At 63.0% G+C, this 21,438-nt stretch carries 21 protein-coding genes, 1 other RNA gene and 3 pseudogenes; 5 read left to right on the plus strand and 20 right to left on the minus strand.

The genetic code is table 11. The features are described 5' to 3' along the window. Positions 1-9 precede the first annotated feature (9 nt). The 6 genes from EH240_RS23065 to ssrS form a co-directional block, all read right to left on the minus strand. Positions 10-777 carry a TerC family protein gene (locus EH240_RS23065; RefSeq protein ID WP_125002903.1) on the minus strand — a complete coding sequence of 256 codons (768 nt, stop codon included), beginning with the start codon at positions 775-777 and terminating at the stop codon, positions 10-12. A 183-nt stretch (positions 778-960) separates the two neighbouring features. Next, positions 961-1,785, minus strand: coding sequence for a TIGR00282 family metallophosphoesterase (locus tag EH240_RS23070; RefSeq protein ID WP_125002905.1), 825 nt, complete (start codon positions 1,783-1,785; stop codon positions 961-963). Continuing rightward, entirely contained in the window at positions 1,782-2,117 is a 336-nt protein-coding gene (locus EH240_RS23075; protein WP_167484119.1) for a helix-turn-helix domain-containing protein, read from the minus strand. The genes EH240_RS23070 and EH240_RS23075 overlap by 4 nt, the downstream gene beginning before the upstream one ends. Beyond that, positions 2,095-2,307, minus strand: coding sequence for a BrnT family toxin (locus tag EH240_RS23080; RefSeq protein WP_245436309.1), 213 nt, complete (start codon positions 2,305-2,307; stop codon positions 2,095-2,097). Before EH240_RS23080 ends, EH240_RS23075 begins: the two co-directional genes overlap by 23 nt. Before the next feature lie 116 nt (positions 2,308-2,423). Next, on the minus strand, positions 2,424-3,005 hold the full coding sequence (locus tag EH240_RS23085) for a 5-formyltetrahydrofolate cyclo-ligase (RefSeq protein ID WP_125002907.1): 582 nt from the start codon (positions 3,003-3,005) through the stop codon (positions 2,424-2,426). A gap of 197 nt (positions 3,006-3,202) precedes the next feature. Continuing rightward, positions 3,203-3,358: non-coding RNA, 6S RNA (gene ssrS / locus EH240_RS23090), on the minus strand. A gap of 124 nt (positions 3,359-3,482) precedes the next feature. On the opposite strand from ssrS, the gene EH240_RS23095 reads away from it, so the two are divergent. The 5 genes from EH240_RS23095 to msrB all read left to right on the plus strand — a co-directional run bounded on the left by EH240_RS23095 (position 3,483) and on the right by msrB (position 6,838). Further along, complete coding sequence (locus EH240_RS23095; protein ID WP_125002909.1) at positions 3,483-4,322, plus strand: AAA family ATPase; 840 nt, start codon at positions 3,483-3,485, stop codon at positions 4,320-4,322. A gap of 89 nt (positions 4,323-4,411) precedes the next feature. Next, entirely contained in the window at positions 4,412-4,858 is a 447-nt protein-coding gene (locus tag EH240_RS23100) for a GNAT family N-acetyltransferase (protein ID WP_125002911.1), read from the plus strand. A 36-nt stretch (positions 4,859-4,894) separates the two neighbouring features. Then, complete coding sequence (locus EH240_RS23105) at positions 4,895-5,140, plus strand: type II toxin-antitoxin system HicB family antitoxin (RefSeq protein WP_125002913.1); 246 nt, start codon at positions 4,895-4,897, stop codon at positions 5,138-5,140. A gap of 3 nt (positions 5,141-5,143) precedes the next feature. After that, entirely contained in the window at positions 5,144-6,334 is a 1,191-nt protein-coding gene (locus EH240_RS23110) for a vWA domain-containing protein (protein WP_125002915.1), read from the plus strand. A 96-nt stretch (positions 6,335-6,430) separates the two neighbouring features. Next, a complete protein-coding gene (gene msrB / locus EH240_RS23115; RefSeq protein ID WP_125002917.1) occupies positions 6,431-6,838 on the plus strand; it encodes a peptide-methionine (R)-S-oxide reductase MsrB in 408 nt (135 codons plus the stop codon). 70 nt (positions 6,839-6,908) lie between these two features. Here msrB and EH240_RS23120 read toward each other — a convergent pair whose 3' ends face one another. The 14 genes and pseudogenes from EH240_RS23120 to EH240_RS23180 all read right to left on the minus strand — a co-directional run bounded on the left by EH240_RS23120 (position 6,909) and on the right by EH240_RS23180 (position 21,411). Then, the gene (locus tag EH240_RS23120) at positions 6,909-7,208 is read right to left on the minus strand and encodes a hypothetical protein (RefSeq protein ID WP_125002919.1); all 300 of its coding nucleotides are present in this window, start codon (positions 7,206-7,208) and stop codon (positions 6,909-6,911) included. Between the two features lie 7 nt (positions 7,209-7,215). Further along, positions 7,216-7,656 (minus strand): DUF4268 domain-containing protein, encoded by a 441-nt coding sequence (locus EH240_RS23125; RefSeq protein WP_125002921.1) that lies wholly within the window; start codon positions 7,654-7,656, stop codon positions 7,216-7,218. A gap of 21 nt (positions 7,657-7,677) precedes the next feature. Beyond that, positions 7,678-7,938 (minus strand): DUF2312 domain-containing protein, encoded by a 261-nt coding sequence (locus tag EH240_RS23130; protein WP_095804728.1) that lies wholly within the window; start codon positions 7,936-7,938, stop codon positions 7,678-7,680. Between the two features lie 152 nt (positions 7,939-8,090). Continuing rightward, positions 8,091-11,549 carry a pyruvate carboxylase gene (gene pyc, locus EH240_RS23135; protein WP_125002923.1) on the minus strand — a complete coding sequence of 1,153 codons (3,459 nt, stop codon included), beginning with the start codon at positions 11,547-11,549 and terminating at the stop codon, positions 8,091-8,093. 269 nt (positions 11,550-11,818) lie between these two features. Continuing rightward, a complete protein-coding gene (locus EH240_RS23140; RefSeq protein WP_125002925.1) occupies positions 11,819-12,937 on the minus strand; it encodes a branched-chain amino acid ABC transporter substrate-binding protein in 1,119 nt (372 codons plus the stop codon). A 137-nt stretch (positions 12,938-13,074) separates the two neighbouring features. Then, a complete protein-coding gene (locus EH240_RS23145) occupies positions 13,075-13,422 on the minus strand; it encodes a DUF6867 family protein (protein WP_125002927.1) in 348 nt (115 codons plus the stop codon). An 18-nt stretch (positions 13,423-13,440) separates the two neighbouring features. Further along, entirely contained in the window at positions 13,441-14,169 is a 729-nt protein-coding gene (locus EH240_RS23150; RefSeq protein ID WP_125002929.1) for an ABC transporter ATP-binding protein, read from the minus strand. A 5-nt stretch (positions 14,170-14,174) separates the two neighbouring features. After that, positions 14,175-15,284 (minus strand): annotated as a pseudogene (locus tag EH240_RS23155) (ABC transporter ATP-binding protein); the annotation flags it as partial. Beyond that, positions 15,284-16,405: pseudogene (livM, locus tag EH240_RS23160) on the minus strand (high-affinity branched-chain amino acid ABC transporter permease LivM); the annotation flags it as partial. The pseudogenes EH240_RS23155 and livM, both read right to left, overlap by 1 nt. A gap of 174 nt (positions 16,406-16,579) precedes the next feature. Beyond that, positions 16,580-16,834 (minus strand): annotated as a pseudogene (locus tag EH240_RS40140) (DUF3382 domain-containing protein); the annotation flags it as partial. A 50-nt stretch (positions 16,835-16,884) separates the two neighbouring features. Then, positions 16,885-17,787 (minus strand): branched-chain amino acid ABC transporter permease, encoded by a 903-nt coding sequence (locus tag EH240_RS23165; RefSeq protein ID WP_125002935.1) that lies wholly within the window; start codon positions 17,785-17,787, stop codon positions 16,885-16,887. Positions 17,788-18,129: 342 nt separating this feature from the next. Beyond that, positions 18,130-19,131, minus strand: a complete 1,002-nt coding sequence (locus EH240_RS23170) for a 4-hydroxyproline epimerase (protein ID WP_125002937.1) — start codon at positions 19,129-19,131, stop codon at positions 18,130-18,132. Positions 19,132-19,146: 15 nt separating this feature from the next. Next, positions 19,147-20,475 carry an NAD(P)/FAD-dependent oxidoreductase gene (locus tag EH240_RS23175; protein WP_125002939.1) on the minus strand — a complete coding sequence of 443 codons (1,329 nt, stop codon included), beginning with the start codon at positions 20,473-20,475 and terminating at the stop codon, positions 19,147-19,149. A gap of 42 nt (positions 20,476-20,517) precedes the next feature. Next, entirely contained in the window at positions 20,518-21,411 is an 894-nt protein-coding gene (locus EH240_RS23180) for a dihydrodipicolinate synthase family protein (RefSeq protein WP_125002941.1), read from the minus strand. Between the last annotated feature and the right edge of the window lie 27 nt (positions 21,412-21,438).

Below are 21,438 nucleotides of genomic sequence, written 5' to 3' on the forward strand. Positions count from 1 at the left end.
GCCGCGGCTTTAGTGCCCGCCGCCGGACCTTTGCTTCTTACGCCGCCGCGCCAGCATGTTGAGCCCCTCGACCAGGGCGGAAAAACCCATGGCAGCGTAGATGTAGCCCTTGGGCACGTGGTAGCCCATGCCGTCGGCGATCAGCGTCATGCCGATCATCAGCAGGAAGCCGAGCGCCAGCATGACGATGCTGGGGTTCTTGGCGATGAAATTGGCGAGCGGCGTGGCCGCCAGCATCATCACGCTCACCGCCACGATGACAGCGATATACATGATGGCGATCTCGTCAGTCATGCCGACGGCGGTGATGATGGAATCAATCGAGAAGACGAGGTCGAGCAGCAGGATCTGGAATATGGCGCCGGCGAGCGACAGCTTCAGCGTTTCTCCCATCATCGTGTCCTGGTGATCCTCGGGGTCGACCGTGTGATGGATTTCCTTGGTCGCCTTCCAGACCAGGAACAGGCCGCCGGCGATCAGGATCAGGTCGCGCCAGGAGAAACCATGCCCGAGCGCCATGAACACCGGCGTCGTCAGTTGCACAATGATCGAGATGGTGGCCAGCAGCACCAGCCGCATGATCAGCGCCGCCGAGATGCCGAGCCGGCGCGCGCGTGCCCGCTGCGCTTCCGGCAGCTTGTTGGTCAGGATCGAGATGAAGATCAGGTTGTCGATGCCGAGCACGATCTCCAGCACCACCAGCGTCAGCAGCGCGACCCATGCGGTCGGATCGGACACAAAGCCGAAGTGCGGCGCCAGGAATTCGACAAGCTGCATGAAGGTCGTCCCCTCTACGATCCAGAAGCAATTCCAGGAAAGGTGTGAAACGGTTTTCCGTCCGGAATTGCGTAAAAACAAAGAGATAGAGCGGTTCTGCGTTTCCGTGAAACGGTGAACCGCTCTAGAGCAGTTTTCGCGGGTTTCGTCGCCAGTTAGGTACTGGCCTCGCTCATATCAATGTCACGACCAGAAGGATGGCGCCGTTTCCTCCAGCCGCGGCCCACGACGAAATGCTGCTATCTTCTCGGCGAGCCCGGTTCGGTCGGAAATCTCGACGCCGACGCCGCATAGCGTCGCAGGACCGGTCGACGCTTCGAACCGGCCTTTCGGCACTTTCGACAGGAAGCGATTGAGGGGTTCCTCCTTGTCCATGCCGAGCGAGGAATCATAGTCGCCGCACATGCCGGCATCCGAAATATAGGCGGTGCCGCCATTGAGGATCTGATGATCGGCGGTCGGCTGGTGGGTGTGGGTGCCGACCACGAGGCTGGCGCGGCCGTCGACGAAATGCGCGAAGCACATCTTTTCCGAGGTCGCCTCGGCGTGGAAATCGATCACCGCCGCATCGGCCTGCTCGCCGAGCGGGCAGGCTGAAAGCTCGCGCTCGCCGGCCTGGAACGGATCGTCGAGCTCCGGGTGCATGAAGACGCGTCCCATGATGTTGGCGACCAGCACCCGCGCGCCGTTCCTGGCGATATAGACGCCGGAGCCGCGACCCGGCGTGCCCTTCGGGAAATTGGAGGGGCGCAGGAAGCGCTCCTCGCGCGGCGCGAAGATCAGCGCGTCGCGCTGGTCCCAGACATGGTTGCCGGTGGTGACGACATCCGCGCCCGCCGCGAGCGTCTCGCGAAAGATCTCCTCGGTGATGCCGAAGCCGCCGGCGGCGTTCTCGCCATTGACGATGACGAAGTCGAGCTTGAAGTCGGAAATCAGCCCCGGCAGTTGTTCCCACACTGCCGTTCGTCCAGTTTTTCCGACCATGTCGCCGAGAAAGAGAAGCCTCATGCGGCGTTACGCGTGCCGAGCGCCCGCGACACCGTTTCCGGCTCCTTGGCGATAACGCGAAGATAGGCCCGCGCCGCCTGATCCGGCTCGGTCCTGCCTTGCTCCCAATCCCTCAGCGTGCCTAAGGGAATGAGGTAGCGGCCGGAAAACTCCTCCTGCGTAAGATGCAGAGCCCGGCGGATCACTTTGACGCGCGCAACTTGCGTCATGCTTAGTCGATCCTTGCTTATGGGGGGATTGTCTTTATCGGCCAAAGCGCCGGACTCCGCCTCCGCATCGCTCATGTTGCGCAGGCGATCCCAATCGCTTTCATCCTTGGCGTGCTTCGTCATATGCTTTCTGCTCATGGCGTGTCGCCTTTCTGGCGGAAATCAGTCTTATTCGGTCGCCACGTTCGGTATAAATCACTGTCAGAACCACGCCGTTGATGACACCGATACCAATGAAGCGCTCTTCCTCATAGTCCATGGAACGATCGACGTAGTGCAGCCCATGGATGTCATCAAACAGACGCTTTGGCATCTGAAAATGCCACACCGTGCTTGGCAAGATTGCTCGCTGCCTTGTCCTCATCCCATTCAAATTCGAGCATATTGTCCTACTGGATTTCAGTAGTATTCGCCAGAAGGGCGTTTGCGTCAAGGGGTGAACCGGCGCAACCCGCTCTCGGTGAGTATTTCAGGTATGATCACGTCGTGGTTCTCGTCCGGCACCATTGGAACCTCCTGGCAGTCGAAGGCGATGCCGATCAGCCGGGGTGGCAGGCCCTTGTCGGCCAGCCTGGCGATCGCCCGGTCGTAGTAGCCGGCGCCATAGCCGATGCGGTGGCCGCGCGCGTCGAAGGCGGCGAGCGGCACCAGCATCAGCGAGGGATCGAGCTCTTCCGCCTCTTCATGCGGCCCGACCGTGCCGAAGCCCATTTCGACCATCGGCGCGCCACGCACCAGCTCGCGGAAGACGATGGTGGTCTTGTCGAGGATCGCCGGCAGGCAGAGCCTGGCGCCCTTCTCGCGCAAGGCGAACATCAACGGCCGCACGTCGACCTCGGAGCGCATCGGCCAGAAGCCGGAGACGATCTGCCCGGGCTCGACGGCGATCTCATCCCTGGCTGTCTCGGCCATTTCGAGCGCGATTTCCACCCGCCAGAACTCGTCGAGCGCGTCGCGACGCGCCAGAGCTTCCTTGCGGAGCTGTTTTTTCAGTTCTCTCGATGAGGTCATGCGCAGACGCTAGAAAAGGTCAGATTTGGATGGAGTTTTAGGAGCGACGTTTTCTACCGCATGATCCACCGAAGTGTCAGCGGTTCGGTGAAAAGATCATGCGCAGAAAAAAGATCGGCGGAGCGAACTTTTCGTTCGTGAGCACCGCACAAAACGGCGCGACGACAAAAGCCGCCAAACATGGCCTTTTCGATCGGTGACGATCCACACAACCGGTGGAGAGGTCGATCCCGGGTGCCTACAAAGTAGGTGGGCGCCGTGTGAGAAAACCCACGGGTCTTCCCAGGGACAGCTCCCTAAGGATCGATAAGGCCCCGGGGATAAGTTTCTCCTGCCGGGAAGCGCAGACCGCCAGGACCAAATATAGTCCGATGGTTGGCCGAGCGCCAGAGAAAGAGCGGCGGAAACGCGCGGCCGTTAGAGCTTGCGCGCATGCGCCTGGCTCCTTACGGTCCCGCCGCGCGGATAGGAGAAGAAATGCGTTTCGAAGGCACCGCGGCTTACGTCGCCGACAAGGCTCTCATGGTCGCGGTCAACGCCGCAATCGCGCTGGAGCGGCCCTTGCTGGTCAAGGGCGAACCCGGTACCGGCAAGACCGAGCTCGCCCGCCAGCTGGCGTCAGCACTCGGGCTGGAGCTGATCGAATGGCACGTCAAGTCGACCACCAAGGCGCAGCAGGGCCTCTACGAATATGACGCAGTCTCGCGGCTGCGCGACAGCCAGCTCGGCGACGACCGTTTCAGCGACATCAGGAACTATATCAAGCGCGGCAAGCTCTGGGACGCCTTCGCGGCACCGAAGAAGGTCGTGCTGCTGATCGACGAGATCGACAAGGCCGACATAGAGTTCCCCAACGACCTCCTGCAGGAGCTCGACCGGATGGAGTTCTTCGTCTACGAGACCGGCGAGACCATCCGCGCCGAATTCCGGCCGATCGTCATCATCACCTCGAACAACGAGAAGGAACTGCCGGACGCCTTCCTGCGCCGCTGCTTCTTCCACTATATCCGCTTCCCCGACATCGAGACGCTGCACCGCATCGTCGACGTGCATTACCCCGGCATCAAGCAGAACCTGGTACGGGCGGCGCTCACCCAGCTCTACGAGATCCGTGATGTGCCCGGCTTGAAGAAGAAGCCGTCGACGTCCGAAGCGCTGGACTGGATCCGCCTGCTCGTCGGCGACGACATCGCGCCGGAGGACCTGCGCGCCGATCCAAAGAACGCGCTGCCGAAATTGCATGGCGCGCTCTTGAAGAACGAACAGGACGTGCACCTGTTCGAGCGCCTGGCCTTCATGGCCAGGCGACAACAGTAGGCGGCGGCAGCACGCTTTCTCCGGCCGTGGACCGTTGCCTGCAAGCGATTGGCGGTGCAGCTTCGGGTCGAAGCATTGGAGAGGAACAAATGACCGAGATCACCGTCCGCCCCTTGGCGCAGTCCGACCACGCCGACTGGCGGCGGCTGTGGACCGCCTATCTAACCTTCTACGAGACCAAGCTGCCGGATGAGGTCTACGACGTCACTTGGAAGCGCCTGTTCACGGACGGCGAATTCGAGCCGAAGGGTTTTATCGCCACGCTCGACGGCAAGGCAGTCGGCTTGACCCACTACCTTTACCACCGCTCCTGCTGGTCGGAGAAGAACAACTGCTATTTGCAGGACCTGTTCGCCGACCCGGATGTGCGCGGCAAGGGCATCGGCGCCGCGCTAATCGAGGCGGTGAAGCAGGAGGCCGGCAAGATCGGCGTGAAAAACGTCTACTGGATGACGCACGAGACCAACGCCACCGCCCGCCGGCTCTACGACCATGTCGCGCGGCGTACGGGTTTCATCGAATATGATCTGCTATGATGAGAGCGCGATCGAAATAGCCGCGGGACGAGCTGAATGATCCGCTATGTCGGAATTGTGGATGGTGCGGACGATGTTTGGGGCGTGCGCGTTCCCGATCTTCCTGGCTGCCATGGCGGCGGCGCAAGCCCCGAGGAAGCGATTTCCGACGCGACATCCGCCATGCACGAATGGGCCGAAGCACGGATTGCCAGGCACTTGCCTTTGCCTGCCCCGCGCTCGATGGCGGATCTGCTGCGATCCGGCGAAATCGCGGGCGTTCTGATCAAGGGGCACAGATAGCAATTGTTCATCCCCTTCTTCCTCGAACTGAAGGCCGCGCGAGTCCCCGTTTCGCTCCGGGAATATCTTTCCCTGCTGGAAGGACTGGAAGCCGGACTGGTCGACTATGACGTCGAGGGTTTCTACTACCTCGCGCGCTCGGCTTTGGTGAAGGACGAGCGCCACATCGATCGTTTCGACCAGGTGTTCGCGCATGTCTTCAAGGGCGTCGAGGCGCTTGCCGGCGCCGATGCCGTCGACGTCGCCAACATTCCCGAGGAGTGGCTGCGCCGGCTCGCCGAAAAGCACCTGACCGACGAGGAGAAAAAGCTAGTCGAGGCTCTCGGCGGTTTCGACAAGCTGATGGAAACGCTGAAGCAGCGGCTCGAAGAGCAGAAGGGCCGCCACCAGGGCGGCTCGAAATGGATCGGCACCGGCGGCACCTCGCCCTTCGGCGCCTATGGCTACAACCCGGAAGGCGTGCGCATCGGCCAGCGCGAGAGCCGCCACCGTCGCGCGGTGAAAGTCTGGGACAAGCGCGAGTTCAAAAACTTCGACGACGCGGTCGAGCTCGGCACCCGCAACATCAAGGTGGCGCTGAAGCGGCTGCGCCGCTGGGTGCGCGAGGGCGCCGAGGAAGAGTTCGACCTGCCCGGCACCATCCACGCCACGGCCGAGCACGGCTATCTCGACGTGAGAACCCGGCCCGAACGGCGCAACGCCGTGAAGCTCCTGATGTTCTTCGATGTCGGCGGCTCGATGGATGATCATATCCGCGCCGTCGAGGAACTGTTCTCCGCCGCCCGCGCCGAATTCCGCCAGCTCGAATATTTCTACTTCCACAACTGCCTTTACGAGCGCGTCTGGAAGGACAACCGCCGCCGCCTTGCCGAGACCATCCCGACCTTCGACCTGCTCCACAAATATGGCCCGGACTACAAAGTCATCATCGTCGGCGACGCCTCGATGAGCCCTTACGAGATCGCCCATCCCGGCGGCTCGGTCGAGCACTGGAATCCGGAGGCCGGCAGCGTCTGGCTCGGCCGTCTTCTGCAACAGTGGCCGAATGCTGTGTGGCTCAACCCCGAAGCTGAGAAGAACTGGCGTTACACGCACTCGATCGCGACGATCAGTGACATGTTCGGCGGCCGCATGTTCCCGCTGACCCTCGCCGGGCTCGAAGCGGCGACGAAACAGCTGTCGCGCAAGCATTAGCAAGCGGCTCTGGCTGGGCAGGCCTGTAACAAATGCCTATGTTGGTGCGGATATGGGTTGCAACCAACAACGAGCCGCCAAGGCTGAGGAGATTTCATGGACACCCACGCCTATCCCGTCACCCGCACCGATGCCGAATGGCGCGCCCGGCTGACGCCGGAGCAGTATGCCGTCATGCGCAATCACGGTACCGAGCGTCCCGGAAGCTGCGCCCTGCTTTACGAGAAGCGTGCCGGCACTTTCTTCTGCGTCGGCTGCGACCAGCCGCTGTTCGAATCCAAGCTGAAGTTCGAAAGCGGCACCGGCTGGCCGAGCTTCAACGATCCCGTTCCCGGCTCGATCGAGACCACCGTCGACCGCAGCTACGGCATGGTCCGCACCGAATGCCACTGCTCGCGCTGCGGCAGCCATCTCGGCCATGTGTTCGAGGACGGCCCGCCGCCGACCGGCCTGCGCTACTGCATCAACGGCGTGGCGCTGCGATTCGAGCCGGCCGCCAGATAGGCAGTTCGTCATGGTTTTGGAAGGGCGGCTTTGGCCGCCCTTTTCGTGTGCGCAGTGCCAGGCGCGGCCTTCAGGCGACAACTGTCGCGATCAGCCAAAGCGCCGAGCCCAGCATCATCAGCGAGGCCTTGGCGCCGCCGGCCTTTTCCGCCGTCCGCCAGACGGCAAGGCTGAGAAAGATGTTGTAGGGCACCGGCAGGAAATGCACCGTGAGAACCAGCCACAGCGGCAGCTTCAGCCCCAGCAGGATCAGCGCCAACCCCGACGAAGCGATGTTGATCGCCGTACCCACAAGCAGCATGTCGCGCCAGAACAGCCGATCCAGAGGCGCTTTGCCTTGCCAGCGAAGTCGGAAGAAGCTGGCAAGCATCTGCGCTCTACTCCTGCCTCAGCACTTTAGTCACGGCTTGCTCGAAACGCGAGCATTCCGTCACCAGCCAGTCGGCCATAGCCGGCCAGTTGTCCTCGGCGAAACAGTTCACTCGCCACTGCGAATTGATGCCGAGGTTTTGCGCGCTCTGCTCCGGCCTGAGCTTCAGCCGTGCCTCGATTGCCGGCTGGAACGGCTTCAGCCGCGCCCAGACTTCCGTTGCGCCAAGCTTCTCGTTGCGGCCGAAGAAGACGCCGACGACATTTTCGCTGGGCGCGACATACATGGAAAGCACCAGGCCGAATTCGGACAGCCCGCGCTGCCAGAACCAGGGACCGCGCCTCGCCAGCCGGGCTCTTTCTTCTGGATGCCGCTCGGCGAACAGCGCCCAGAAGCCGCGATGACGGAACTCCGAAGCGCGGTGGCCGCCGAAGTCGAACTCGCTCATGGCCGCCTCCGGCCGAGAGCCTTAGACCATGCCGAGCGCGGCCTTGTACAGATCGAGGATCGACTCCTCCTCCTGGCGCTCGGCCTGGTCTTTCTTGCGCAGCCGGATGATGGTGCGGATCGCCTTGGTGTCGAAGCCGGTGCCCTTGGCCTCGCCATAGACGTCCTTGATGTCGTCGGAAATCGTCTTCTTTTCTTCCTCGAGCCGCTCGATGCGCTCGATGATGGCGCGCAGCTGGCCGGCGGCAACAGTCTGGCTGGTCTCGGTGATCTCGTCGGCCATTTTTCTCTCCGCGTTTTTTGCGCCACGGCGATTCCCGCCCCGGCAAAATTGGAGCGGGTTCGATGCCCGAGCAGGCGCGGCTGGTCAAGACATTATCGATGCGGGATGAAGGGTTACTGCCAGCCGCCCTTCACAGCCCTCGATCTTGTCCGTCAGTTGAAGGCGATCAGCAGATCCTTCGCATCGATCTGGTCGCCGGCCTTGACCAGCACTTCGGCGACCACGCCGTCACGCTCGGCGTGCAGCGCCGTCTCCATCTTCATCGCCTCGATCGAGAGCAGCACGTCGCCGGCCTTGACGGCCTGCCCGGCGGCAACCGCAAGCGCGGAGACCACGCCCGGCATCGGCGCGCCGATATGCGCTTCATTGCCGGGCTCCGCCTTGCGCCGCGCCTTGGCGGCCGAGGCGCCGTGCGCGCGGTCCGGCACCTTCACGCGGCGCGGCTGGCCGTTGAGCTCGAAGAAGACCGTGACCATGCCCTTTTCGTCGACATCGCCGAACGCCTGGCAGCGCACCACCAGCGTCTTGCCCTTCTCGATGTCGACGAAGATCTCGTCTTCCGACTTCATGCCGTAGAAATAGGTCGGCGTCGGCAGCACGCTGACCGGCCCGTAGGTTTCCTGCGCGGCTGCAAAATCGGTGAAGACCTTCGGATACATCAGCCAGGAGGCGAATTCGAACTCGCTGATCTTGCGCTCGAGCTTCTCCTCGATCTCCTTGCGACTGGCTTCCAGGTTCGCCGGCTTGAGCAGCGAGCCCGGCCGCACGGTGATCGGCTTCTCGCCCTTCAGCGCCTTTTTTTGCAGCGCTTGCGGCCAGCCGCCGGGCGACTGGCCGAGATCGCCGCGCAGCATCGAGACGACCGAATCCGGGAAAGCGATGTCTTTCGCCGGGTTCTCGACATCGGCGACGGTGAGATCCTGGCTCACCATCATCAGCGCCATGTCGCCGACCACTTTCGACGACGGCGTCACCTTGACGATGTCGCCGAACATCAGGTTCACGTCGTGATAGGCCTGCGCCACCTCATGCCAGCGCGTTTCGAGCCCCAGCGAGCGCGCCTGCTCCTTGAGATTGGTGAACTGCCCGCCCGGCATCTCGTGCAGATAGACCTCCGAGGCCGGCCCCTTGAGGTCGCTTTCGAAGGCGGCGTACTGGTTGCGGACAGCTTCCCAGTAGAAGGAGACGTGGCGGATCCATTGCGGATCGAGGCCGGGGTCGCGCTCGGTGCCCTTCAGCGCCTCGACGATCGAGCCGAGGCAGGGTTGCGAGGTGTTGCCGGAGAAAGAATCCATCGCCGCGTCGATGGCGTCGACGCCGGTCTCGACCGCCGCCAGCACCGTCGCCGCCGACAGGCCGGACGTGTCGTGCGTGTGGAAATGGATCGGCAGGTCGGTTTCTTCGCGCAGCGCCTTGAACAGCACGCGCGCCGCCGACGGCTTCAAGAGCCCCGCCATGTCCTTGACGGCGATGATATGCGCGCCGGCCGCCTCCAACTCCTTGGCCAGCCCGACATAGTATTTGAGGTCGTATTTGGCGCGTGCCGGATCGAGGATATCGCCCGTATAGCACATCGCCGCTTCGATCAGCTTGCCCTCGGCGCCCACCGCGTCCATGGCGACGCGCATGTTCTCGACCCAGTTCAGGCAGTCGAAGACGCGGAACAGGTCGACGCCGCCGGCGGCCGCCTGTTTGACGAAATGCTGCACGACATTGTCGGGATAGTTGGTATAGCCGACGCCGTTGGCGCCGCGCAGCAACATCTGCAGCAGAAGGTTGGGGGCTGCTTCGCGCACCTTGCTCAGCCGCTCCCACGGATCCTCGGTGAGGAAGCGCATGGCGACGTCGAAGGTGGCGCCACCCCAGCATTCCAGCGACAACAGCTGCGGCAGCGCCCGCGCATAGGTGCCGGCAATGCCGGCGATGTCATAGGTACGCATGCGGGTTGCGAGCAGCGACTGGTGGCCGTCGCGCATCGTCGTGTCGGTGACCAGCACTTGGGCTTGCGCGCGCATCCATGCGGCGAACTTCTCCGGCCCGAGCGCATCGAGCTGCTGCTTGCTGCCGTCCGGCACCTTGCCATTGAGATAGGGCACGACGGGTGCTGCCGCGTCCGCCTTCGGCATCGGCCGTCCGCGCGTCTCCGGATGGCCGTTGACGCTGACGTCGGCAAGGTAATTGAGCAGCTTGGTCGCGCGGTCCTGCCGCTTGACCTGCTGGAACAGCTCCGGCGTCGTGTCGATGAACTTGGTGGTGTAGGAATTGTCGGCGAAGCTCGGGTGGTTGATGATCGCTTCGAGGAAGGTCAGGTTGGTGGCGACGCCGCGGATACGGAACTCCCGCAGCGCTCGATTCATGCGCGCGATCGTTTCGGCCGCCGTCGGCGCCCATGCCGTCACCTTTTCGAGCAGCGGATCGTAGAAGCGGGTGATGACCGCGCCCGAATAGGCGGTGCCGCCGTCGAGCCGGATGCCGAAGCCGGTAGCGCCGCGATAGGCGGTGATGCGGCCATAGTCCGGAATGAAATTGTGCTCCGGGTCCTCGGTGGTGATGCGACACTGCAGCGCGTGGCCGTTGAGCTTGATGTCCTTCTGCGCCGGCACGCCCGATTCCGGCGTGCCGATGGCGAAGCCGTCGAGGATGTGGATTTGCGCCTTCACGATGTCGATGCCGGTCACCATCTCGGTGACGGTGTGCTCGACCTGGATGCGCGGATTGACTTCGATGAAGTAGAACTTGCCGGTGTCGGCGTCCTGCAGGAACTCGACCGTGCCGGCGCCGATATAGCTCGTCTCGCGCGCGATCTTCAGCGCATAGCCGCAAAGCTCCTGGCGCAGCGCCTCGCTGAGATAGGGAGCCGGCGCGCGCTCGACGACCTTCTGGTTGCGGCGCTGGATCGAGCAGTCGCGCTCGAACAGATGCACGGCGTTGCCATGGGCGTCGCCGAGCACCTGCACCTCGACATGGCGGGCGCGCTCGATGAGCTTTTCGAGATAGACCTCGTCCTTGCCGAAGGCGGCCTTCGCCTCGCGCTTGCCTTCCATGACCTCGCGCGCGAGGTCTGCTTCGGAGCGGATGGCGCGCATGCCGCGGCCGCCGCCGCCCCATGATGCCTTGAGCATCACCGGATAGCCGACCGCCTTGGCGAGCTCCTTGACCGCCTCCATATCGTCCGGCAGCGGATTGGTGGCGGGCACCACCGGCACGCCGACCTCGATCGCCAGGTTGCGCGCGGCGACCTTGTTGCCGAGCCGCCGCATCGTCTCCGGCTTCGGGCCGATGAAGGTGATGCCGGCGGCAGCACAGGCCTCGGCGAATTCCGGGCTCTCCGACAGCAGGCCGTAGCCCGGATGGATGGCGTCGGCGCCCGACAATCTGGCGACGCGGATCACCTCGTCGATCGAAAGATAGCTTTCGATCGGGCCCATATCCTTGGCGAGATGCGGGCCGCGACCGACCTGGTAGCTTTCATCGGCCTTGAAGCGGTGCAGCGAATATTTGTCCTCTTCCGCCCAGATCGCCACGGTTTCGAGACCCAATTCGTTGGCCGCGCGAAAGACGCGGATGGCGATTTCGGACCGGTTGGCGACGAGGATCTTCGTGATTGCCAAGGACTGGGCTCCAGCAGCGGAAAGTGAGGTGAACGGCGCAATGATTAGCGTGAAAATGCTGCAGCGCAAACAAAATCGCGCGACAGCTAAAACGATTTAAATCGCTCGTTTGCGCCAAAACGCCGCTATTCTTCCGCCCGACGGTTCAAGGAGCGGTTTGCAGGCGTTGTCATGAAGGTTGGCGCCTCGAGTGGGGGAAAAGCATCCGCCAATGAAAAATGCCCGGCGCAGAGCGCCGGGCATCCGAAAAGTCGGCTCTGTTTGCCGGCTTATTTCTCGAAGTAGCTGTACTTGCCGTCCTCGCCCTTCTTCCACTCGTAGACGACATAGTCCGGACGGGTGATGTCGCCCTTGGAGTCGTAGCCGATCTCGCCGATCGCCGTCTTCCACGGACCGCCCGACTTGATCAACTCGGCGACCTTCTGCGCGTCGTCGGCGGAGCCGACCTTGGCGATGGCCTGCGTGATGATCTGGATGGCGGCGTAGGAGTAGAGCGTGTAGGCTTCCGGCTCGAAGCCGGCGGCGCGGAACTTCTCCACGACTTCCTTGGCGGCCGGATTCTTGCGCGGATCCGGAGCGAAGGTGTTGAGCGTGCCGGCAACGGCGTCGCCGGCGATCGAGGCCAGTTCGTTGGAGACGATGCCGTCGCCCGAGAACAGCGGCGCCTTCAGGCCCTGGTCGGCCGACTGGCGGATGATCAGGCCGGCCTCGGTGTGCAGGCCGCCCCAGTAGATCAGGGTGACGCCGCTTTCCTTCATCTTGGCGATGAGCGCCGAGAAGTCCTTGTCGCCGACATTCACGCCTTCATACAACACTTCCGTGACGCCATTGGCGTTCAGGTTCTTCTTGGTCTCGTCCGCGAGGCCCTGGCCGTAAGGCGTCTTGTCGTGGATGATGGCGATCTTGGCGTCTTTGAAGTTCTTGGCGATGTAGTCGCCCGCCACCTTGCCCTGCTGGTCGTCGCGACCGCAGGTGCGGAAGGTGTTCCACAGGCCGCGCTCGGTGAGCTTCGGATTGGTCGCGGCCGGCGTCATAACGAGGATGCCGTTCTCCGCATAGACTTCCGACGCGGGAATGGTCACGCCCGAGTTGAAGTGGCCGTCGACGAACTTGACGCCGTCGGCGACGAACTTATTGGCGACCGAAATGCCCTGCTTGGGATCGGAGACGTCGTCGCCGATCTCAAGCTTGAGCTGCTGCCCATTGATGCCGCCCGCCGCATTGATGTCGGCGACCGCCTGTTCCGCGCCCTTCTGCAACTGCGCGCCGAAGGCGGCGTTCGGACCGGTGATCGGGCCGGCGACGCCGATCAGGATGTCGGCCCACGCGCTGCCGCTGAACGCGATGAACGCGGTCAGCGCCACGGCGGACAAAAGTGATTTTTTCATTGAAACGCTCCCATTTACGGAGTGGGCGTGGATGATACTTTCATGCGATGCCCACCCTTATCGCAGAAAGCATAGAATGCCGATTTTCAGGCACTTGTCACGCCGATTCATCCCTGAAACGACGTTAAGCATGAACCTCAACCCTTCGGTTTCCAGCTCAATAGGGAAGCTCTTTCGTAGAGCCAGTTGTATTGCGTGACCATCTGGTTGGTGCGCGTGTATTGATAGCCGAGGAAGCCGAATATCATCAGCACGATGGTATCGACGATGTAATAATGCAGCGAGAACATCGTGCTCCAGAACAGCGCATGATGGATGAACCTTACCCCGATGCCGAGGCCAAGCATGTAAAGGAACAGGCGGACGTGGGTGCCCCAGGTCCGGGCCACGGCCTTGCCGGTCATCCACGCCGCCCCGCCGCCGAGCAGGCCCGTGACGAACAGAAAATGCCAGATCGAGGCTTCTTCGTAGAGAATGCCATGCATGAGTGGTGTCTCCCGACCTTAGTGATGGCCGCCTTCGAGATAGGCGGCGCGCACTTCCGGATTGGCGAGCAGCTCCTTGCCGGTGCCGCTCATCGTCACATTGCCGTTGACCATGACGTAGCCGCGATCGGCGAGCTTGAGCGCGCCAAAGGCGTTCTGCTCGACCAGGAACACGGTCAATCCTTGTGTCTTGTTCAGCGCGCGAATGGCGTCGAAGATCTGCTTGACGATCAGCGGAGCCAACCCAAGCGAGGGCTCGTCGAGCAGAAGCAGCTTCGGCCGCGCCATCAGCGCGCGCGCGATCGACAGCATCTGCTGCTCGCCGCCCGACAGCGTGCCGCCGCGCTGGCCGATGCGCTCCTTGAGGCGCGGGAACAACGTGAACACCTTCTCGGCATCCTCGTCAAAGTGCTGGAGGTTGTCGAGACTGGCACCCATCTGCAGGTTTTCCATCACCGTCATGCGCGGGAAGATGCGGCGTCCTTCCGGCGACTGCGCGATGCGCATGCGGGCGATCTCGTGCGTCGGCATCTGGGTGATGTTGGTGCCCGCGAAGGTGATGGTGCCGGCGCGGGCGCGGGGCGCGCCGAAGATGGTCATCATCAGCGTCGACTTGCCAGCGCCATTGGCGCCGATCAGCGCCACGATCTCACCCTGGTTGACGGTAACGTCGACGCCGTTCAGCGCCCGGATGTTGCCGTAATAGGTCTGCACGCCCTTGATATCGAGCAGCGTTGCGCCGGCCATTATTTACGCCCTCCGCGCGGCTTTGCTGTCGAGGATTTCGCGGCCGGCTTAGCCGGCGAGGTGGATTTTTTGGCGGCCGGCTTCGGCTTCACCGCAGGCTTGCGCGCATCGACCTGAGCCGCTTTCGAGGCGCCCTTCGATACCGTGACGCGCTCGCCTTCACTGTGGCCGATCGTGTCTGTCACCGGTCCGGCGAGAAAGGAAGACGACGAACCGGGGCCATGCTCGGAGTCGGGGCCGGTGTCGAGCTGTTCGATGACGTCCTCGTCGCCGACTTCGGTGAGCACGGTCTCGACCTCTTCGTCGTCGACGCCGAGATAGGCGGCAATGACGCGCGGGTCGGTCCTTACCGACTGCGGATTGCCGTCGGAGATCTTGCGGCCGTATTCGAGCACGACGACGTGGTCGGAAATCTGCATGACCACCGACATGTCGTGCTCGATCAAAAGGATCGAGGTGCCGGTGTTGTCCTTGATGTCCATCAGGAGCTGATTGAGCGAGGCGGATTCCTTCGGGTTGAGGCCGGCGGCCGGCTCGTCGAGGCACAGCAGCTCAGGTCCTGTGCACATGGCGCGCGCGATCTCCAGACGGCGCTGCGCGCCATAGGGCAGGTCGCCGGCCGGGTCGTCGGCGCGATCGACGAGGTCGGCCTTCTCCAGCCAGTGCCTGGCGAGGTCGATCGATTCGGCCGAGGCCTGGCGATAGCTCGGAAAGCCGAACAGGCCGAGCAAGGTGTAGCCCGAGGCCTTCATCAGCTTGTTGTGCTGGGCGACCAGCAGGTTTTCGAGCAGCGTCATGCCCGAAAACAGGCGGATGTTCTGGAAGGTGCGCGCCACCTTGGCGCGCGCCGGGATCTCGTGGTTGGGCAGGCGCTCGAGCAGATAGGTCGAGCCGTCGCCCCGGCTGAGCGTGATCATGCCCTCCGTCGGCTTGTAGAAGCCAGTAATACAGTTGAACACCGTCGTCTTGCCGGCGCCGTTTGGTCCGATCAGCGCGGTGATCTCTCCGCGCTTGGCCTGGAAGGACAGATCGCCGATGGCGACCAGGCCGCCGAATTTCATCGACAGATGCTCGACCTGCAGAATGAGATCGCCTGCGGAAGCTTGCCCGTTCATCAGCCATGGCCCTCCTTGGTGAAGGAGCCTGAGACCGCTTTTCGCTTCTTCAGGAAGGCTGTCGGTTCCCGGCTGCCGACGAAGCCGCGCGGCTTCCACAGCATGACGATCACCATGGCCATGCCGAACAGAAGCATGCGGTAGAGCTCCGGCGTGAAATCGGGACCGAAGATCCGCTTCAGGAAGTCGAGTTCGCGCAATGCTTCAGTGCCGCCGATCATCACCAGCGCCGCCACGGCGATGCCGGGCAGCGAGCCCATGCCGCCGAGCACGACGATGGCAAGGACGATCGCCGATTCCAGGAAGACGAAGGATTCGGGGCTGACGAAGCCTTGCCGGGCTGCGAAGAACGAGCCGGCGAAACCGCCGAACATGGCGCCGGTGGCGAAAGCGGTGAGCTTGGTGGTGGTGGTGTTGATGCCGAGCGAGCGGCAGGCGATCTCGTCCTCGCGCAGCGCTTCCCAGGCCCGGCCGACCGGCAGCCGGCGAAGCCTGATGGTGACGAAGGCGGTCAAAAGACAGAGTCCGAGGATCAGATAGTAAAGGAATATCTTGTAATAGGCACTCGATGTGGCGATGTTCAACACCTTGGCGATGTAGTTCGGGTCAGAGACGTTGAACGATATCAGTCCGAAGAAGGAGACCTTCGGAATGCCGGATACGCCGGCCGAGCCGTTGGTCACCTCGCGCCAGTTGATCAGCACCAGGCGGATGATCTCGCCGAAGGCGAGCGTCACGATCGCCAGGTAGTCGCCGCGAAGCCTGAGCACCGGGAAGCCGAGCATGACGCCCCAGAAGGCGGCCATGCAGCCGGCGGCCGGAAGCAGGATCCAGAACGACAGGCCGAAATGCGTGCCGAGCAGCGCGTAGGCATAGGCCCCGACCGCATAGAAGGCGACGTAGCCGAGATCGAGCAGGCCGGCCAACCCGATGACGATATTGAGCCCCCAGGCCAGCATCACATAGATCAGGATCTGGATGCCGAAATTGTCGACCCACTTCAGCGAGCCTTGGAACCCTCCGGCTACAGATCCTGAATATAGCGCGAGCGTCAGGACGACGACGACCGGATACAACGCCAGCGCGCTGACGCCCAATGCCGAGAAGTGATCGTGAATGAAGCTGCGGAAGTAAAACATCACCGAAGCTACGGCATAGATAATGGCCAGCGCCCGTAGGAACCGCGCATAGCCGGCAAGGTCCGGCCCCAGCAGTCCATCGAGGGAGCCGGCCAACGCCAACAGCGCGACCGCTATGATGATGGCCGCAAACAAATACGGGATTCGGAAGAAGCGCGTCGCCATGCTCTCCGGCAGCAGGCCGGTGGCAACATCGGCGACCTTTAGGCTGGCCAAGAAGGGTTGGGCATAGGCGACGTAGAGGAAGCGTCCGACGGCGGTGAGGATAACCACCAGGGCAAGTAGTCCCCAGCGCTGCACCAGGATCAGCTCGTTGGAGATGTTCTGGTCGGTTCTCAACCCGATGAACAGCACGAACAGGCCAAGCGCGATGGCGCCGGCATAGAGCGCTTCGCGGAAAGCGCGCTGCATGGGAGGGACAACGATGTCGCGCTCCGGAGATGCGGTAACGGCCATGAGGATCAGACCTTTTCGACTTCAGGCCGGCCCAGGATGCCGGAAGGCAGGAAGATGAGCACGATCGCCAGGATCGAGAAGGCTGCGACGTCCTTGTAGTCGATCGAGAAATAGGCCGACCACATGCTCTCGATGAAGCCGATCAGCAGCCCGCCGAGTACCGCGCCGGGCAGCGAGCCGATGCCGCCGAGCACCGCTGCCGTGAAGGCCTTGACGCCCGGCACGAAGCCGTCGGAGAAGACCACGACGCCGTAATACATCAGGAACAGCGTGCCGGCGACCGCGGCAAGCGCGGCGCCCATGATGAAGGTGATGGAGATGGTGCGGTCGACGTCGATGCCAAGCAGCGCCGCCATCTTGCGGTCCTGCTCGCAGGCACGCTGCGCCCGCCCCAATGCCGTCCTGTTGACAAGATACCAGAAGATCGCCAGCAGCGCGGCGGTGACCAGCACGATGACGATCTGCTTCAGCGAGACGCTGATGCCGTCGATCGTGTAGACTTGGCTGACCATCGGCGGGATCGGCTTGTTGCGCGGCCCTTGCGTGACCTGCACGAAGTTAGACAGCGCGATCGACATGCCGATGGCGGTGATCAGCGGCGCCAGCCGGAACGATCCGCGCAGCGGCCGGTAGGCCACCTTCTCGATCGTCCAGTTGTACAGACTGGTCAAAAGCATCGCCACGATCATCATGATCAGAAGCGCCACCACCACCGGCACGGAATAGAACAACGCGCCGAGGAGGAGAAAAACGATGAGGGCTGCGAAGGCGCCGACCATGAAGATGTCGCCATGGGCGAAATTGATCATGCCGATGATGCCGTAGACCATCGTGTAGCCGATCGCGATCAGCCCGTAGATAGATCCCAGCGTCAGCCCATTGATAAGCTGCTGGACGAAGTACTGCATATTTATGCGGCTCCCCTGGAATGTCGCCCCGTTTCCGGGTCGCACCCCTTTTCATATTTCCCCTAGTCGTAAAGTTTCGAGCCCGGATTGCAACGTGATTTTTCAATCGCCGGACGTGGTTTGGAAGCACGCCACCCGATTGCCCGTTTTTTCGCATCCAGGCCCTGGACTATCGCGGACCCTATCATTGGCACAACGCAATGTCTTTGACGATTCAGCCGTATCATGCTCGCCATTTCGAAGAAACCGCCGTCAAAATAAGTTGAAGAGCGGATTTCTTGCATCAATGGAAGCGGTCCATTTTGCGCGGAATGCCTTCCGCCGGGTGAGGGGGGGTGACGGTTACGTGACGATGAACCCATGCGCGAACGGATCGCGGTCGTCGATGAAGATGGTGTTCAGTCCGGTCATGCGCGCCCAGCCGCCGATCGACGGGATGATGGCCGGCTTGCCGGCCACGCTGACCTCTTTTTCGACCCTGCCCTTGAACAGCGAACCGATGATCGATTCATGCACGAAGCTGTCGCCGGCCTTGAGCTTGCCCTTGGCATGGAGCTGCGCCATGCGCGCCGAGGTGCCTGTGCCGCAAGGCGAACGGTCGATCGCCTTGTCGCCGTAGAAGACGGCGTTGCGCCCATCCGCCTCTGCATGCTTCGGCTTGCCGGTCCACAGCATGTGCGACAGCCGGTTGATGCCGGGATTCTCCGGATGGACGAATGGGTATTTCTCGTTGAGGCGCTGGCGCACCACCGGGCTCCAGGCGATGAGGTCGCCGGCCGAATGGTCGGCCATGTCGCGGTAGTTCTCCTGCGGCTCGACGACGGCGTAGAAATTGCCGCCATAGGCGACATCGACGCTGATCTCGCCAAGCACCGGGCACTCCACGGTCAATCCTTCGGCATAGAGGAAGGACGGCACGTTGGTGATGCGCACCTCCTCGACATATTCGCCGACTTGGCTGTATTCGGCGACGACAAGGCCGGCCGGCGTGTCGAGCCTGAGCACGCCCGGCGTCTTCGGCTTCACCAGTCCGTGCTCGACGGCAAAAGTGACGGTGCCGATCGTGCCGTGGCCGCACATCGGCAGGCAGCCCGAGGTCTCGATGAACAGGATGGCGATGTCGCAGTCCTCGCGCGTCGGCGGATAGAGGATCGAGCCCGACATCACGTCATGGCCGCGCGGCTCGAACATCAGCCCGGTGCGGATCCAGTCATATTCGGCGAGGAAATGCGCGCGCCGCTCCATCATTGTCGATCCCTGGAGCAGCGGCCCGCCGCCGGCGACCAGCCGCACCGGATTGCCGCAGGTGTGGCCGTCGATGCAGAAGAATGATTTCTTGGCCATGATGCTCTCTTGATGTCAGAACCGTTGCGGGCGGAAAGGGTTGAGATCGAGCGGCAGAGTCTGCCCGAGAACGAGATCGCGGATCAAGCGGCCTGTTGCCGCCGCCTGGGTCAGGCCGAGATGGCCGTGGCCGAAAGCGTAGAACACGTTCGGCGCCCGCGCCCGGCCGATGACCGGCAGCGAATCCGGCAGCGACGGGCGAAAACCCATCCACTCCCGGCCGCCCGCCGGATCGAGCCCCGGCAGGAAGCGTTTTGCTTTTTCCAGCATCGCCTTCGAGCGCGCGAAATTGGGCGGACGTTCGATGCCGCCGAGTTCGACGGCGCCGCCGACGCGCAAGCCCGTTTCCAGCGGCGTGATGACGAAGCCGTGCCTGGAAAAGATCAGCTGCCGTTTCACGTCGAAGGCCGACACCGGCAGCGTCGTGTTGTAGCCGCGCTCGGTCTCTAGCGGGATGCGGTCGCCGAGGTTCCTGGCCAAGAGATGCGACCAGGCGCCGGCGGCGATGACGATTTGCTTCGCCTTCCGCGTCGTGCCGTCGGAAAGCATGATCGTGGCGCCATCCGGGCCAGCTTCGACGCGATCGATGCGGGCATGCTCGAATCGCGCGCCCAGCTTCTCCGCATGGGCCCAGACCGCCTTGCCGAGCAGCTTTGGATCGGCAACCGTCTTCCAGCCAGGCACGAAGGTGCCCTTGACGAAACGTGGAGACAGGCCGGGCTGCAGGGCAGTCATCTCCTCGCCCTCGACATGGCTAAAGCCGATGCCGAAGCGCTCGCGCAGCGCCCAGCCCGCAAGTGAGGCTCGGAACTCGGCCTCGCTTTCGTAGAGTTCGAGCGAGCCGTCCTCGCGCAGCATCGGCCTCGTGCCGGAGCGGTCGAGCAGGCCCATCCATTCGGCCTCAGCGAGCTTCATCATGCCGGCTTGTGCCGCCAGGCTCGCCTCAAAATGCTTGGCGGCACCCGCGCGCCAGAAGCGGATCAGCCAGGGCAGGAGTTTGGGCAGATAGGCTGGCGGGATGGCCAATGGCCCGAGCGGATCGGCAAGCCATTTCGGCAATTGCCTGATCATCCCCTTATGCGCCAGCGGCAGCACGTCGGAGAAGGCGAAGGCGGCGGCGTTGCCGGAGCTCGTCTCCTCGCAGATGCCGGTGCGGTCGAAGACGGTGACGTTGCGTCCCGCTTCGGAAAGAAAGGCCGCCGCATTGATGCCGATGATGCCGCCGCCGACGATGACGACATCTTCCCCTTCTCCCCGTTCATGGGGAGAAGGGGCACGGAGGGCGCGGCGGCGCCCCTCTTTTGTCGACCTGGAATTACCTTGCACGTTGGCGCTGCCCCTCATCTGGCTGCCGCCATCTTCTCCTCGAACAGGGAGAAGAGACCTTTAGAACTGCGGCAGTTCCGGCCGCGCGGCCAGCGCATCCTGAACGATCTTTTCCACGGCCCTGCGGCGCTCGCCCGACAGCGGCAGGCGTGGCATGCGCACGCGGTCATTGGTATCGATCGCCAGCACCTCGGCAAGCTTGATGTTTTGGACCAGATAGGTCGAGACATCGAGGTCGAGCAGCGGCCGGAACCAGCGGTAGATCTTCAGCGCCTCCTCGCGGCGGCCTTGCTTCATCAGCTGGTAGATGGCGACGGTCTCGCGCGGGAAGGCGGTGACCAGGCCGGCCACCCAGCCGATGGCACCGACCGACAGCGCTTCGAAGGCGAGGTTGTCGACGCCGGTGAAGAGGTCGTAGCGGTCGCCGAGGCGGTTGATGATCTCGGTCGAGCGGCGGATGTCGTCCGAGGATTCCTTGATGGCGACGAAGCGCTTGTCGGACGCCAGCTCCTCCATCAGGTCGACGGTGACGTCGACGCGATAGGCGAGCCGATTGGAGTAAATCATGACCGGCAGGTCGCCGGCTTCAGCCACGGCGCGAAGGGCCGCGACGGTCTCTTGCCGGTCGGTGTGATAGATCGGGCTTGGCACCACCATCAGGCCGTTGGCGCCTTCCTTGGCGGCGCGCCGCGCGATGCTTGCCGCCTCGCGGGTGCCTGGCTCGTTGACGGTCAACAGCACCGGCTTCTTGCCGGCGACCTTCTGTGCCGTCTTCAGCACCTCGATCTTCTCGTCATGCGACAGCATCGGCCCTTCGCCGAGCGAGCCGCAGACGATGATGCCGTCGCAGCCGGCCTCCATCTGCAGTCCATAGCAGCGCTCCATCTCGGCGTGATCGAGGCGGTCGTCGGCGGTGAATTTGGTCGTGACTGCAGGGAAAACTCCGGCCCACATGGTTATCTCTCCATCTGATATATCAGC

Source organism: Mesorhizobium tamadayense (assembly GCF_003863365.1).
GTDB classification, from domain to species: domain Bacteria; phylum Pseudomonadota; class Alphaproteobacteria; order Rhizobiales; family Rhizobiaceae; genus Mesorhizobium; species Mesorhizobium tamadayense.

Bases quoted from the DNA above. Each gene is read 5' to 3' on its own strand.
- EH240_RS23065 (WP_125002903.1), bottom strand. From the start codon at position 777: ATGCAGCTTGTCGAATTCCTGGCGCCGCACTTCGGCTTTGTGTCCGAT.
- EH240_RS23070 (WP_125002905.1), bottom strand. From the start codon at position 1,785: ATGAGGCTTCTCTTTCTCGGCGACATGGTCGGAAAAACTGGACGAACG.
- EH240_RS23075 (WP_167484119.1), bottom strand. From the start codon at position 2,117: ATGACGAAGCACGCCAAGGATGAAAGCGATTGGGATCGCCTGCGCAAC.
- EH240_RS23080 (WP_245436309.1), bottom strand. From the start codon at position 2,307: ATGCCAAAGCGTCTGTTTGATGACATCCATGGGCTGCACTACGTCGAT.
- EH240_RS23085 (WP_125002907.1), bottom strand. From the start codon at position 3,005: ATGACCTCATCGAGAGAACTGAAAAAACAGCTCCGCAAGGAAGCTCTG.
- EH240_RS23095 (WP_125002909.1), top strand. From the start codon at position 3,483: ATGCGTTTCGAAGGCACCGCGGCTTACGTCGCCGACAAGGCTCTCATG.
- EH240_RS23100 (WP_125002911.1), top strand. From the start codon at position 4,412: ATGACCGAGATCACCGTCCGCCCCTTGGCGCAGTCCGACCACGCCGAC.
- EH240_RS23105 (WP_125002913.1), top strand. From the start codon at position 4,895: ATGATCCGCTATGTCGGAATTGTGGATGGTGCGGACGATGTTTGGGGC.
- msrB (WP_125002917.1), top strand. From the start codon at position 6,431: ATGGACACCCACGCCTATCCCGTCACCCGCACCGATGCCGAATGGCGC.
- EH240_RS23120 (WP_125002919.1), bottom strand. From the start codon at position 7,208: ATGCTTGCCAGCTTCTTCCGACTTCGCTGGCAAGGCAAAGCGCCTCTG.
- EH240_RS23125 (WP_125002921.1), bottom strand. From the start codon at position 7,656: ATGAGCGAGTTCGACTTCGGCGGCCACCGCGCTTCGGAGTTCCGTCAT.
- EH240_RS23130 (WP_095804728.1), bottom strand. From the start codon at position 7,938: ATGGCCGACGAGATCACCGAGACCAGCCAGACTGTTGCCGCCGGCCAG.
- EH240_RS23140 (WP_125002925.1), bottom strand. From the start codon at position 12,937: ATGAAAAAATCACTTTTGTCCGCCGTGGCGCTGACCGCGTTCATCGCG.
- EH240_RS23145 (WP_125002927.1), bottom strand. From the start codon at position 13,422: ATGCATGGCATTCTCTACGAAGAAGCCTCGATCTGGCATTTTCTGTTC.
- EH240_RS23150 (WP_125002929.1), bottom strand. From the start codon at position 14,169: ATGGCCGGCGCAACGCTGCTCGATATCAAGGGCGTGCAGACCTATTAC.
- EH240_RS23165 (WP_125002935.1), bottom strand. From the start codon at position 17,787: ATGCAGTACTTCGTCCAGCAGCTTATCAATGGGCTGACGCTGGGATCT.
- EH240_RS23170 (WP_125002937.1), bottom strand. From the start codon at position 19,131: ATGGCCAAGAAATCATTCTTCTGCATCGACGGCCACACCTGCGGCAAT.
- EH240_RS23175 (WP_125002939.1), bottom strand. From the start codon at position 20,475: ATGAGGGGCAGCGCCAACGTGCAAGGTAATTCCAGGTCGACAAAAGAG.
- EH240_RS23180 (WP_125002941.1), bottom strand. From the start codon at position 21,411: ATGTGGGCCGGAGTTTTCCCTGCAGTCACGACCAAATTCACCGCCGAC.